The sequence below is a fragment of the Methylobacterium sp. P3_A11 genome, assembly GCF_056403155.1.
Map to the genome: position 1 here is coordinate 94,200 of NZ_JBFUGA010000016.1, position 11,197 is coordinate 105,396.

General features: G+C 70.5%; 16 protein-coding genes and 1 other RNA gene. 13 read left to right on the plus strand and 4 right to left on the minus strand.

Annotated elements, in window-relative coordinates; translation table 11 throughout:
• Positions 1–19 precede the first annotated feature (19 nt).
• Positions 20–874, minus strand: a complete 855-nt coding sequence (locus AC1DXK_RS07830; protein WP_477297367.1) for a lysostaphin resistance A-like protein — start codon at positions 872–874, stop codon at positions 20–22.
• Here AC1DXK_RS07830 and ssrA point away from each other — a divergent pair.
• From ssrA to AC1DXK_RS07850, 4 genes are all read left to right on the plus strand, one after another.
• Positions 866–1,248, plus strand: a transfer-messenger RNA (tmRNA) gene (gene ssrA, locus AC1DXK_RS07835). The two genes, AC1DXK_RS07830 and ssrA, sit on opposite strands and share 9 nt — an antisense overlap.
• A 66-nt stretch (positions 1,249–1,314) precedes the next feature.
• Positions 1,315–1,941: an SspB family protein gene (locus AC1DXK_RS07840; protein ID WP_457106623.1), complete on the plus strand. Its 627-nt coding sequence runs from the start codon at positions 1,315–1,317 to the stop codon at positions 1,939–1,941.
• A gap of 63 nt (positions 1,942–2,004) precedes the next feature.
• Positions 2,005–2,175: a hypothetical protein gene (locus AC1DXK_RS07845; RefSeq protein ID WP_457106624.1), complete on the plus strand. Its 171-nt coding sequence runs from the start codon at positions 2,005–2,007 to the stop codon at positions 2,173–2,175.
• A gap of 69 nt (positions 2,176–2,244) precedes the next feature.
• Positions 2,245–2,379: a hypothetical protein gene (locus AC1DXK_RS07850; RefSeq protein ID WP_457106625.1), complete on the plus strand. Its 135-nt coding sequence runs from the start codon at positions 2,245–2,247 to the stop codon at positions 2,377–2,379.
• Here AC1DXK_RS07850 and AC1DXK_RS07855 read toward each other — a convergent pair.
• Complete coding sequence (locus AC1DXK_RS07855) at positions 2,376–3,764, minus strand: cytochrome P450 (protein ID WP_457106626.1); 1,389 nt, start codon at positions 3,762–3,764, stop codon at positions 2,376–2,378. The two genes, AC1DXK_RS07850 and AC1DXK_RS07855, sit on opposite strands and share 4 nt — an antisense overlap.
• 121 nt (positions 3,765–3,885) lie before the next feature.
• Between AC1DXK_RS07855 and fumC the strand changes: the two genes are divergently transcribed.
• The 7 genes from fumC to AC1DXK_RS07890 all read left to right on the plus strand — a co-directional run bounded on the left by fumC (position 3,886) and on the right by AC1DXK_RS07890 (position 8,688).
• The gene (gene fumC / locus AC1DXK_RS07860; protein WP_457106627.1) at positions 3,886–5,295 is read left to right on the plus strand and encodes a class II fumarate hydratase; all 1,410 of its coding nucleotides are present in this window, start codon (positions 3,886–3,888) and stop codon (positions 5,293–5,295) included.
• A gap of 53 nt (positions 5,296–5,348) precedes the next feature.
• The gene (locus AC1DXK_RS07865) at positions 5,349–5,552 is read left to right on the plus strand and encodes a DUF4169 family protein (RefSeq protein ID WP_457106628.1); all 204 of its coding nucleotides are present in this window, start codon (positions 5,349–5,351) and stop codon (positions 5,550–5,552) included.
• A gap of 137 nt (positions 5,553–5,689) precedes the next feature.
• Entirely contained in the window at positions 5,690–5,920 is a 231-nt protein-coding gene (locus AC1DXK_RS07870; protein ID WP_457106629.1) for a ribbon-helix-helix domain-containing protein, read from the plus strand.
• An 81-nt stretch (positions 5,921–6,001) separates the two neighbouring features.
• Positions 6,002–6,628, plus strand: coding sequence for a ParB-like protein (locus tag AC1DXK_RS07875; protein ID WP_457106630.1), 627 nt, complete (start codon positions 6,002–6,004; stop codon positions 6,626–6,628).
• 202 nt (positions 6,629–6,830) lie between these two features.
• Positions 6,831–7,751: a penicillin-insensitive murein endopeptidase gene (gene mepA, locus AC1DXK_RS07880; RefSeq protein ID WP_457106631.1), complete on the plus strand. Its 921-nt coding sequence runs from the start codon at positions 6,831–6,833 to the stop codon at positions 7,749–7,751.
• Positions 7,752–7,812: 61 nt separating this feature from the next.
• Complete coding sequence (locus AC1DXK_RS07885) at positions 7,813–7,980, plus strand: hypothetical protein (RefSeq protein WP_457106632.1); 168 nt, start codon at positions 7,813–7,815, stop codon at positions 7,978–7,980.
• 213 nt (positions 7,981–8,193) lie between these two features.
• A complete protein-coding gene (locus tag AC1DXK_RS07890; RefSeq protein WP_457106633.1) occupies positions 8,194–8,688 on the plus strand; it encodes a PAS domain-containing protein in 495 nt (164 codons plus the stop codon).
• 26 nt (positions 8,689–8,714) lie between these two features.
• Here AC1DXK_RS07890 and AC1DXK_RS07895 read toward each other — a convergent pair whose 3' ends face one another.
• Positions 8,715–9,035 (minus strand): PetM family of cytochrome b6f complex subunit 7, encoded by a 321-nt coding sequence (locus tag AC1DXK_RS07895; protein WP_457106634.1) that lies wholly within the window; start codon positions 9,033–9,035, stop codon positions 8,715–8,717.
• 203 nt (positions 9,036–9,238) lie between these two features.
• On the opposite strand from AC1DXK_RS07895, the gene AC1DXK_RS07900 reads away from it, so the two are divergent.
• Both AC1DXK_RS07900 and AC1DXK_RS07905 read left to right on the plus strand, forming a co-directional pair.
• The gene (locus AC1DXK_RS07900; RefSeq protein ID WP_457106635.1) at positions 9,239–9,916 is read left to right on the plus strand and encodes an HAD family hydrolase; all 678 of its coding nucleotides are present in this window, start codon (positions 9,239–9,241) and stop codon (positions 9,914–9,916) included.
• 405 nt (positions 9,917–10,321) lie between these two features.
• Positions 10,322–10,609: a hypothetical protein gene (locus tag AC1DXK_RS07905; RefSeq protein WP_457106636.1), complete on the plus strand. Its 288-nt coding sequence runs from the start codon at positions 10,322–10,324 to the stop codon at positions 10,607–10,609.
• A gap of 8 nt (positions 10,610–10,617) precedes the next feature.
• On the opposite strand, the gene AC1DXK_RS07910 is transcribed toward AC1DXK_RS07905, so the two are convergent.
• The coding region (locus tag AC1DXK_RS07910) for an invasion associated locus b family protein (RefSeq protein ID WP_477297373.1) at positions 10,618–11,197 on the minus strand (580 nt) is incomplete at its 5' end.

Below are 11,197 nucleotides of genomic sequence, written 5' to 3' on the forward strand. Positions count from 1 at the left end.
TCGTCACGCGGCCCGGCGGTCAGGGCGGCCAGAGCAGGTAGGTGACGAGGGCGAGGTTCGACCAGCCATGCAGGGCGATGCCGGGCCAGAGGCGGCCGGTGCGCCAGCGCAGCCAGCCGAGCGCCAGGGCGAGGGGCAGCAGCGAGACCGGCCGGGCGAGCCCCCAGGACGAGATGTGGGCGGCGGCGAAGATGATCGCGGTGACCAGGATGGCGGCCCTGGGTCCGAGAACCGCCTCGGTCCGGGCATAGGCCTCGCCGCGCAGGAGCAGCTCCTCGGCCACCGGGGCGAGGATCGCGAGATAGGCAAGCCACGCCGCGACCGCAGCCTGGCTCATGAACGGCGACAGCCGCACGTGCTGGCCGAAGCTCGCGCCGAACAGCTCCGCCGTGCCGGTCACCCAGACGATGTGCAGCACCGGCCAGACGAGGAGGACACCCAGCAGCGCCACGGGCCGCATCCCGTTCGGGCGCTCACGATCGAGGGCGAGGCGCCGCCGCCAGCCGGTCCGGTCCCGCCACCACGCGGCGCCCACCACCAGACCGGCAAGGAACACCTGCCGGAGGGCATCGGTGGCGAAGGCACGGTGGGCCAGTTCCACCGCGCCCAGGAACGGGCGCCGCTCCGGCGGCAGGAACGGGTCGATCCCGCTCCACAGATCGAACCCGACGCGGACGCTTCCCAGCGCGAGCAGGCTCGCGGCACCGAGGTAGAAGACGACGAGCGCGACCAGGGCGATGAGGCTCCAGATCGCCCGTCCGACGCCGGGATGCGGGACATCGGGCGACGCGCCGGGACGCGACTGCGCGCTTCCGGCAACAGCCTCGCCGAGAGACTCGCCCTGAGACAGCGGCGCGACACGATCGGGCTTCAAAACCGGACCGATCCCCTCTATATCTTGGGTGCCGGTCGCGAGGCCGGCTATGGCGATAAACGTTCTTCGCAATAAACCTATCGGACCCGGGGGCGGTACCCGGCGCCTCCACCCGAACCCAGGACATGCTGCCGCAAGGGGCGTGTCACGAGCCTGGGCTCCGGCGGGGGCGAAGTTAGGATCGACGAGGGCGTAAAGGTTGGACTTTCGCTCGGCATGGTTCCGCCGTTATCGGGCCTTCGCAAGAGTTGCCAACGACAACTTTGCTCCGGTGGCGGTGGCCGCGTAAGCGGTCCCCAATACCGATCTGAAGTCCTAGCGGGTAGCACCGCATAGGCGGGGTCCGGAGGCACCTGGCACCAGAAGCCTCCACTTCATTCCTCGGTCCGGCCATCCGCGGCGGGGCGCCGGGCGCAGACCGGGCTAGAGCGCGACCGCAGATGGCAGACGACCTGATCCGCTACGACCTCCTGGTACAGGACGCCCTGCGCGGCGTGGTGCGCAAGGTGCTGACCGACGCGGCCCGCGAAGGGCTGATGGGCGAGCACCATTTCTACGTCTCGTTCCGGACCGAGGCGCCCGGGGTCCGGATGTCGCAGGCCCTGCGCGAGAAGTACCCGCAGGACATGACCATCGTCCTGCAGCACCAGTTCTGGGACCTGAACGTCACCGAGCATGCCTTCGAGGTCGGGCTGTCCTTCTCGGGCGTGCCGGAGCGGCTGCTGGTGCCGTTCGACGCCCTGTCGGGCTTCTTCGACCCCTCCGTCCAGTTCGGCCTGAAGTTCGACCTCAGCGAGGCTGGCGAGACGCCCGAGGAGGCGAACACCGCACCGGCCAAGCCGGGACCGCGGGGGGCAGGCTCCGAACCCGGCGAGGTCCGCCCCAAGGCCGCCGAAGTCGCCACGATCGGAGCGAGCGCCCCGAAAGGGCTTCCGGCGCCGGCCGCGCAGGGCGAGAAATCCACCGGCAAGGCCGACGAGAAGGCGCCCCGCCCCGCCGCCAAGAAAGAAGGCGAGGAAGGCAGCGCCGAGGTCGTGAGCCTGGACGCGTTCCGCAAGAAGAGCTGAACCTGTCCCGGGCCGAATCGACGGCCCCGGGCTTCATGCGGTGGACGACACGGTCCGCAGCCGATGCTGTCGGTCGCTTCGCGGAAGCATCGCGCGAAGCGCTTCGACGAGGGCCTTAAGCTGGTCGCGATTCTGTTGAACGCGTCGGCAATCGCGACGATCGGCATCGCCGTGATCAATCCCCTCGCACAGCGGCATCTGGATCTGCTCGCCGAGGGGGGTGGACTTTGCTGACAGCGGCAATCGTCCTACATTTGATGGGTCAGCTGGTGATCAGATTCCTGCGCCTGGAGGATTGATCGGATGACCCAGGCCTATGCAAACCAGATTCTTGGCATCGCTTTAGCGATGTCGGCCGTGACCTTTGCCGGCGTCTGGATCGCGAGCCGGATCTACGACCACAACACGCGCAAGCTCGAGGCACGCCGGAGCGATTAGCCCCGCGCCACGGCCTCCATGCGCAGGCCGTGCTCCGGCCGAAGCGTCACCCGGTGGAGCGGCGTGACCGGCAGGTGATCCTCCGGTAACCGGAAGCGCACCGCCCGGACCACATGCGCCAGCACGATCACGGCCTCCTGAATTGAAAAGCTCTGGCCGATGCAGACCCGCGGCCCCGCCCCGAACGGCAGGTAGGCGAAGCGGGCGATCACGTCGCGCCGCTCCGGCAGGAACCGCTCCGGCACGAAGGCGTCGGGATCCTCCCAGAGCAAGTGGTGGCGGTGGAGGACCCAGGGCGCGATCATCACCAGCGAGCCCCGCGGGACCTTGATCCGGCCGAGCCGGTCGTCCCGGATCGCCTGCCGGCTGAGGAACGGAACCGGCGGAAACAGCCGCATCGCCTCCTCGATCACCGCCCGGGTGAAGGGCAGCGCCTCGATGGCGAAGTCCCCCGGCCCGGCCGCATCGACCTCGGCCTCGATCCGCGCCTGCGCGGCGGGATCCTGCGAGAGGCAGTACAGAGCCCAGGTCAGGGAATTGGCGGTGGTTTCGTGCCCAGCCGCGATGAAGGTGACGATGTTGGCCTTCACGGCGAGGTCGGAGAGGCCGTTGCCGGTCTCGGGATCCTGCGCCGCGAGGAGCAGGGTAAGGAGGTCCCGGGGCGCCTCGCCCCGCGCCATCAGCGCCTTGCGCCGGGCGATGAGTTCGTCGACCACCTCGGCGAAGAAGCGCCCCGCCGGCCGCGCCCGCAGGCGGCCGATCCGGGGGACGAAATCGGGCACGCCGAACACGTCGAGGGGGTCGATCGGCCCCACCGCCTCCAGGAAGCGCGTGATGGCGCGGCCCAGAGCATCCGGATCGCTCGGCAAACCCTGGGTGAAGATCGTCCGCTCCAGCACGTCGAGGGTGACGCGGGTCATCTCGAGGGCCACGTCGACCTGCTTGCCAGCCCGGCGGCCGAGGCGGCGGGCGAGGCGGGCGCCGGCCGCGTTCATCGCCTCGGAGAATCCCTGGACCGTGCGGGCGTTGAAGATCGGCGCCAGCGTCCGGCGCTGAAGCCGCCACTCGTCGCCCTCGGCGCTGAGCAGGCCGTTGCCGAGCCCGGGGGCGAGGACCCGGCGCTGGAGGTCGTCCTTGCGGTAGCCGTCCGCATTCTCGATGAGCAGGTAACGGATCAGCGCCGGGTCGCTCACCAGGGTGATCCGGCCCATCGCGCCTTCGGCCGCCACCACCGGCAGCTTGAAATGCGCGTCCATCCAGGTGGTGATCGGGTTCTTCCGAGCCGCCCGCAGGAACGCGAACAGGCCGAGGGGCTCGCGCAGGCGCGGCGGCACGGCGGGGCGGAACCGGGTGGGGGGCTCGGGCAGGTCGATCGTCGCGCTCATCGGCTCCTTGTCCGGCGGGAACAGAGGTCCGCTCTTGTCGGGGTGCCGGGAAAACCGGCATCGCGATTCACCCGCGCCTCATTTAAGTAGGCACCGCACTGCACCAGACGTAGAGGCCACGATGTCGCCCACCGAGACCGCCACCCGCACCGAGTCCGATACCTTCGGTCCGATCGAGGTCCCGGCGCATCGCTACTGGGGTGCGCAGACCCAACGTTCGATCCAGAACTTCAAGATCGGGACCGACCGGATGCCGGCGCCGCTGGTGCACGCCCTGGGCGTCGTGAAGCAGGCCGCCGCCCTGGTGAACAAGGATCTGGGCGCCCTCGAGCCGGCGCTGGCCGACGCGATCGCGGCCTCGGCCGCCGAGGTCGTCGAGGGCCGCTACGACGACGAGTTCCCCCTCGTCGTCTACCAGACCGGCTCGGGCACACAGTCGAACATGAACGCCAACGAGGTGATCGCCAGCCTCGCCAACGAGCGCCTCGGGGGCAAGCGCGGCGGTAAGTCGCCGGTCCACCCGAACGACCATTGCAACCGCGGCCAGTCCTCCAACGACACCTTCCCCACCGCCATGCACATCGCGGTGGCGCGGGAGATCCAGGGGCGCCTGCTGCCGGCGCTGTCCCACCTGCACGGCGCCCTGGACGCCAAGGCCAAGGCGTTCGAGTCGATCGTCAAGATCGGCCGCACCCACCTGCAGGACGCCACGCCGGTCTCGCTGGGCCAGGAATTCTCCGGCTACGCCGCACAGGTGGCGCTCGGCGGATCGCGGGTCGCCGCGACCCTGCCTGGGGTCCTGGCGCTCGCCCAGGGCGGCACCGCGGTCGGCACAGGCCTCAACGCCCATCCGGAATTCGCGGAGCGCTTCGCCGCCAAGGTCGCCGAGCTGACCGGGCTGCCCTTCACCTCGGCCGAGAACAAGTTCGAGGCGCTCGCCACCCACGATGCCCTGGTGTTCACCCAGGGCGCCCTCGCGGCGCTCGCCGCCGGCCTGTTCAAGATCGCCCAGGACATCCGCTTCCTCGGCTCGGGTCCGCGCTCGGGCCTCGGCGAGCTGTCCCTGCCCGAGAACGAGCCCGGCTCCTCGATCATGCCCGGCAAGGTCAACCCGACCCAGTGCGAGGCCCTGACCATGGTCTGCGCCCAGGTGATCGGCAACGGCACCACGGTGAGCTTCGCCGGCAGCCAGGGCAATTTCGAGCTCAACGTGTTCAAGCCGGTGATCGCCAACGCGGTGCTGCAATCGGTGCGCCTGCTCGCCGACGCGGCGGTGAGCTTCACCGACAATTGTGTGGTCGGCATCAAGGCCAACGAGGACAAGATCGCCGACCTGATGAGCCGCTCGCTCATGCTGGTGACCGCGCTGGCCCCCTCGATCGGCTACGACAGGGCCGCCGAGATCGCCAAGACCGCGCACAAGAACGGCACCACCCTCAAGCAGGAGGCGCTGCGCCTCGGCTACGTGACCGAGGCGGAGTTCGAGCGCGTGGTCCGGCCAGAGACCATGCTGGCGCCGAGCGCCGACTAAGGTTGGGGACTTGCCGGCGCGGGGTCTCCTGCGCCGGTCACGGGAGGCGATCCATGGCCGAGATCATCAACCTGCGTCAGGTCCGCAAGGCAAAGGCCCGTGCCGACGCCGACACGAAGGCCGAATCCAACCGGATCGCCTTCGGGCAGCCGAAGAAGGCCAAGACGCTCCAGCAGCGCCGCAAGGCCCTGGAGACCGAGCGCCACGAGGGCCATCGCCTGGAGCGGGGCGCGCCGGATCCTGACGCAGCTGACTGAAAGCGGATCCGGATGCGGCAGCCTCACCGTCTTTGCGAGCGGAGCGAAGCAATCCAGTTGCGCCACGCCGACCAGGATCGCGCTGCCCTGGATTGCTTCGCTCCGCTCGCAAAGACGGGAAGGGCGGCCGCGTCGGCATGAGTGCGGGCATCACCAAGCGCTCGGTGATGATCGCCGGCCACCGCACCAGCGTATCCCTGGAGGATCCGTTCTGGGGCGCGCTCCGGGAGATCGCCGAAGCCCGTGGCCAGTCGGTCCAGGCGCTCGTCGGCACGATCGATGCCCGACGCAGCGGCCAGAACCTGTCGTCGGCGATTCGCGTGTTCGTCCTGGAGACCGTTCGCGCGGGCCTCATCCCGGAAACGTGAGAGGGGTCCCGCCCCTTCGCTCTTCTGATCGCGGCCGCGTTGTGACATTTGCGTGACAAATCCACGCCGGAAGCATCGCCCATGACCAACCGAGAGCCGCTGCTGAAACCCGTGCCGATCGCGGAGCTGCGCCCCACGCAGATGACGGTGGGCTATCGGGAGGTGTCGGAGAAGCGGCGCCGCTGGCGGGAATACGACGGCGAGAAGAAGAAGGCATTCCTCGGCGCCCACATGATCCCGACGCTGCTGGGGCCGAAGAAGCACCACTACATCATCGATCACCACCACCTCGCCTGCGCCCTCCACGAGGAGGGGGTCGAGAGCGTTCTCGTCACCGTGGTGGCCGACCTGCACTACCTCGACAAGGACGCGTTCTGGACGGTGTGCGACCACAAGTCCTGGGTGCATCCCTACGATGCCGAGGGCGTGCGCCAGGCCTTCAAGGAGATCCCGAGGTCGGTGGATGCCCTGGCGGACGATCCGTACCGCAGCCTCGCCGGCGAATTGCGCCGGGCCGGCGGCTTCGCCAAGGACACGACCCCGTTCAGCGAGTTCCTGTGGGCCGACTTCCTGCGGCGCAACGTCAAGGAGAAGCGCATCGAGGGCGATTTCTCCTCCGCCCTGGAGAAGGCGATGTCGCTCGCCAAGTCCAAGGATGCCGACTACCTCCCCGGCTGGTCCGGCCCGGTGACCCGCCGTCAGCATTGAGGGCCGCGGCGCGGCCGCGTGTCCGCATCGCGCGGTCGGAAGGATCGCGAGACCGGCCTGAGGGAGAACCCGATCGGCAGGCTCGGTGCCCGGGCCGGTGCTCGCGGGGATGCGGGCTGCCTGCCCGAAAATCGCCCCGGCCCTGAGCGAGGGTCCCGCGGGCACCCGCGCCCGCCCTCTCCAGCCGGACGAACAACCCCGCATGCCGATGCCGCGTTTCGCCCAGAGCCTCGCGCTCGCCGCCCTGCTCCTGCCCGCCGCCGCCCAGGCCCAGGACCGCGGCAGCCTCACCCCGAAGCCGCTGCCGCCCCTGGAGCATCCCGACGCGCCCTCGACCCCCGCCAAGGCCCTGTTCGGCCGCGTCACCCGGGCGTCCTCCGGTCCGGCCCATATCTACGGCTTCTACGCCAAGGGCTGCTTCTCCGGGGGTGAGGCGCTGCCGCTCGACGGCCAGAACTGGCAGGTCATGCGTCCGTCGCGCAACCGGATGTGGGGCACGCCCTACCTCGTCGACTTCATCGAGCGCCTGTCGCAGAAGGCCGCCCGGGTCGGCTGGCCGGGGCTGCTCGTGGGTGACATGGCCCAGCCCCGCGGCGGCCCGATGATCACCGGCCACGCCTCCCACCAGATCGGCATCGACGCCGATGTCTGGTTGACGCCGATGCCCGACCACCGCATGAGCCGGGCGGAGCGCGAGGAGACCTCGGCGACCGACATGGTCCGGCCCGACCGCCTCGATATCGATCCGCAGGTGTGGACGCCGACGCATCTGCAGCTGATCAAGATGACCGCCGAGCAGCCGGAGGTGGAGCGCATCTTCGTCAACGCGGCGATCAAGAAGGCGCTCTGCCGCGACGCCGCGGGCAGCCGCTGGATGTCCAAGGTGCGCCCGATGTACGGGCACAACTATCACTACCATATCCGCCTCTCCTGCCCGGCCGGCCAGGAGGAGTGCCAGCCTCAGGGCGCGCCGCCTCCGGGCGACGGCTGCGACGACCTCGGCTACTGGTTCTCGGACAAGGTGCTCCACCCGAAGCCCCCGAAGGTGCCGCCGAAGCCCAAGCCGGCCATGACCATGGCGGCGCTGCCCTCGGCCTGCCGGACGGTGCTGAAGGCGCCGTAGACGGGGTGGTGCAGCGCTTCGGCCGGTTCGACCCGCCGGCCCGATGTGCTAACGCCACCGGATGCCCCGCTGGCTCTTCCTCCTCCTCGCCACCGCCGTCGCCCTCTCGGTCCTGGGCAGCGTGCTGATCGTGCTGCGCAGCCCGAACAGCACGCCCCCCCTGGCGGGGGGCAACCGCTCCGCGCCCGCGGCGCCGGGCGCGCAGACGCGGCCCGGCAGCAGCCCGTGAGGCTCAGGCGGCGATCTGCGGCCCCGCCGCGCCGCTGACGCCGATGCCGCCGAGACCGCTCCGACAGGGCAGCGCGGATACCGGGACAGCCTTCGCGTCCGCGACATCGGGAAACGCCGACGCGAGGCTGGACGTCGGTGGCGAATTCCGGCTTGTAACCCGAGGGACGCCCCCGAAGGGCCGTCCTGCGGGGCGCGAGGGGAACCGATCTGGATGGAGACGGGCGGGACCGCGACGAGCCATGTGCCGGCCAACCTGAAGGCGGAGGCGCACCGGGGCGACCCCTTCGCCGCGGCCGTGCGCGCGACCCGGATGCCGATGATCATCACGGATCCGTCCCAGTACGACAACCCGATCGTCTTCGTGAACGACGCGTTCCTGAAGCTGACCGGCTACACCCGGCTCGAGGTGGTCGGCCGCAACTGCCGCTTCCTGCAGGGTCCCGACACCGATCCGGCGGCCGTCGACCGGCTCCGGGACGGCATCCGGCAGGGGGACGACGTCCAGGTCGACCTCCTCAACTACCGCAAGGACGGCACGACCTTCCAGAACGCCCTCTATGTCGGGCCGGTGCGGGATGCGGAGGGCCGGGTCGTCTACTTCTTCGCATCGCAGTTCGACGTGAGCGAGCACCATGCGCTGAGAGGTGAGATCGAGCGGCTGAAACGCGCCCTCGCCGAGGCCGAAGCCAAGCTCGCGGCCCGCTAGGATCCGGCCCAGAATCCGCGCGACGCTCAGGGCCTCGTCAGGAAGCCGATCGGCTCGCGGCCCGGCTGGCCGAGCCAGAGCAGCGCCGCGCCGAGGCCGAGGCCGATCAGGGAGACCGGCGCCAGCGTGAGCGGCAGGCCCAGAATGTGCCAGAGCCAGGGGGCCGCCCCCTCCACGCTGCCCTGCAGGGCGCCCGCCTTGTCCTTGAACAGGGTGGCGATCAGGTCGGAGAGCGGCGTCACCCGCAGGCCGTTGTTGGCGATCGATCGGGCGCCGTCATAGACCAGCGCGACGAAGCCGCCGGCCATCAGCAGAAAGCCCAGGACCCGGGCCAGGAAGCGGAACATCGCGGGGCCTTCTGAGCCGTGCCGTGTCGACCTTGCCCTGTGGGCTGTGGCGGGTGCGCGGGCGCGCCCGCCACGGGAGTATGGGTCCGCGACGCCCGGTGCAAGCGGCCGGTGCGAACGCCGGCACGGCCTGTTGCCCGGTCACCGGACGCGTGCCACAGCCTCGCCCGGCGGCGGCGGGCCGTGTGCGGGAACGGTGAACCTTGGACGCGCGTGCGGAGAACCTCGGCCTCGTGATCTTCGATTGCGATGGCGTTCTGGTCGATAGCGAACCCTTGAGCCTCGCCTGCCTCACCGCGGGGCTCAACCGGATCGGCGTCGATATCGATCGCGCCACCGTGGGCGCGCGCTTCACCGGCACGGCGATGCCCTCGATCATGGCGCATATCGCCCGCGATTACGGAATCACCGCCCCCCCGGGCTTCGTCGAGGCGGTGAAGGCCGAGACCCTGGCGCTGTTCGACGCGAAGCTGATTGCGATGCGCGGCGTCGCCGAGGCCGTGGCCGCCCTGGACCTGCCGGTCTGCGTGGCCTCGAGCAGCGATCCCGTGCGGCTGCGCCACTCCCTGACCCTGACCGGGCTGCTGCCCCTGTTCGGCGAGCGCGTCTTCTCCTCGGTGCAGGTGTCCCGGGGCAAGCCCTTCCCCGACCTGTTCCTGTTCGCCGCCGCGCGCATGGGCGTCGATCCGGCCGCCTGCCTGGTGATCGAGGACAGCGTGCCCGGGGTCACGGCCGCCCGGAGCGCCGGCATGCGGGTGGCGGGCTTCACCGGGGGCGGCCACTGGGGGCACGACCCGGCGGGGGCAGACCTCCTGCGGGCGGGCGCCAGCCGGATCTTCTCGGACTTCTCCGCCCTCGCTGCGGTCCTCGCCGCGGCCTGAACGATCCCGTCTCTCCGGAGCGCGGCCGGGACCGGCTTCCTGCCAGAAGGGCCGCGAAATTCGCAAGTCCGTTCCGTTGACGGCCGGCGGCACCGCCTCCATCTTCAAGGTGTCGGAACAGCCGCGCCCCAGGCGCCGAACGCTCCGGCCGCGGTGATTTGAGAAGCGTCGCTTGCGCCGCGTGATCAAACGCTAAAGCACTGCGACGGCCCCTGCGCCGCGCGGTCCTTCAGTCTGGAGGACGTCCGATGATCAGTCGAACGCAGTCCTTTCGATTCCCGCTCCCGAACGCGCCCTGCTCCCGTGCCGATCGTCGGCGCTGTCGACGATAGCCCGCCGATCCTCCGTAGCAGCCGACGCGATCCGGCACGGCCTTGCGCCGCGGCCGAGGGAGTTCCCAATCCGATGCACAGTTTCGCAGAGTTCACGCCCGAAGACCGCCCCGATCCCGCCGACCCGATGGCCCCGCGCACCGCACCGGCCCGGGTGATCGAGATCGGTGAGATCACCGCCGGAATCGCCGTACCCGAGGGGCGCGGGGTCCGATTCTTCTCATCGGCGCGGGATTTCGACGGTCTGGACGGTGTCGTCTTCCGCACCGCCGAGCAGGCCGCCCGCGCCGCCCGGGCACGCATGAACGCCCAGACCCGGCCGGCCGCGCGCGCGGGTCGGCCGGCCCTGCGCCGCGCCTGAGCCGCGCGCTACTTGCTGCACTCGTCGCGGGTCCGCTTCATCGCCTCCGCGAACCCGCCGAGGGCGTACTCGTCGCTCGTCGGACTCCCGCGGAGCGACGTGGTCTTGATCACGAGCTTGGGGTTGCGGGCGCTCATCTCGGTGACGACCCGCGCCTCCTCGGCGGGGTTCTGCAGCCACGCGTTGCCGTCCTTCACCACGAGGCCGTAGCGGCTGGCGCCGAGATTGAGGCTCGGATCGGAAGGGGCGGCCGCCGCGCCGGGCTTGATCTGGGAGGCCGCGGGTTTCGACGGGAAGCCCAGCATCACCGCCACCTCGTTCTGCACGTTCTCGCCCTTCCGGACGCTCACGAACAGGTAGGCGGTGTCGCGCTTCAGGGTCTTGGGCGAGCGCGTCTGCGGCTGGGCGATGGCGTAGCAGAGCTTGCTGCGGCCGTCGCCGTTCACGAACACGTTCCAGTCGCCGAAGATCGCCACCGGGGTGGCCTGCTGCATCCCGGGCGGCGTGGCCGACTTCTTCTCGGCATGCCTCGCGCGCCCGTGCCGGCGCCCGCGCCGGGACGGGGCCGCGTCGTCCGCACCCGCCGCC

Coding starts and splice junctions, on each gene's coding strand:
- AC1DXK_RS07840 (WP_457106623.1), top strand. CDS start 1,315: ATGGCAGACGACCTGATCCGCTACGACCTCCTGGTACAGGACGCCCTG.
- AC1DXK_RS07845 (WP_457106624.1), top strand. CDS start 2,005: ATGCTGTCGGTCGCTTCGCGGAAGCATCGCGCGAAGCGCTTCGACGAG.
- AC1DXK_RS07850 (WP_457106625.1), top strand. CDS start 2,245: ATGACCCAGGCCTATGCAAACCAGATTCTTGGCATCGCTTTAGCGATG.
- AC1DXK_RS07855 (WP_457106626.1), bottom strand. CDS start 3,764: ATGAGCGCGACGATCGACCTGCCCGAGCCCCCCACCCGGTTCCGCCCC.
- fumC (WP_457106627.1), top strand. CDS start 3,886: ATGTCGCCCACCGAGACCGCCACCCGCACCGAGTCCGATACCTTCGGT.
- AC1DXK_RS07865 (WP_457106628.1), top strand. CDS start 5,349: ATGGCCGAGATCATCAACCTGCGTCAGGTCCGCAAGGCAAAGGCCCGT.
- AC1DXK_RS07870 (WP_457106629.1), top strand. CDS start 5,690: ATGAGTGCGGGCATCACCAAGCGCTCGGTGATGATCGCCGGCCACCGC.
- AC1DXK_RS07875 (WP_457106630.1), top strand. CDS start 6,002: ATGACCAACCGAGAGCCGCTGCTGAAACCCGTGCCGATCGCGGAGCTG.
- mepA (WP_457106631.1), top strand. CDS start 6,831: ATGCCGATGCCGCGTTTCGCCCAGAGCCTCGCGCTCGCCGCCCTGCTC.
- AC1DXK_RS07885 (WP_457106632.1), top strand. CDS start 7,813: ATGCCCCGCTGGCTCTTCCTCCTCCTCGCCACCGCCGTCGCCCTCTCG.
- AC1DXK_RS07890 (WP_457106633.1), top strand. CDS start 8,194: ATGGAGACGGGCGGGACCGCGACGAGCCATGTGCCGGCCAACCTGAAG.
- AC1DXK_RS07895 (WP_457106634.1), bottom strand. CDS start 9,035: ATGTTCCGCTTCCTGGCCCGGGTCCTGGGCTTTCTGCTGATGGCCGGC.
- AC1DXK_RS07905 (WP_457106636.1), top strand. CDS start 10,322: ATGCACAGTTTCGCAGAGTTCACGCCCGAAGACCGCCCCGATCCCGCC.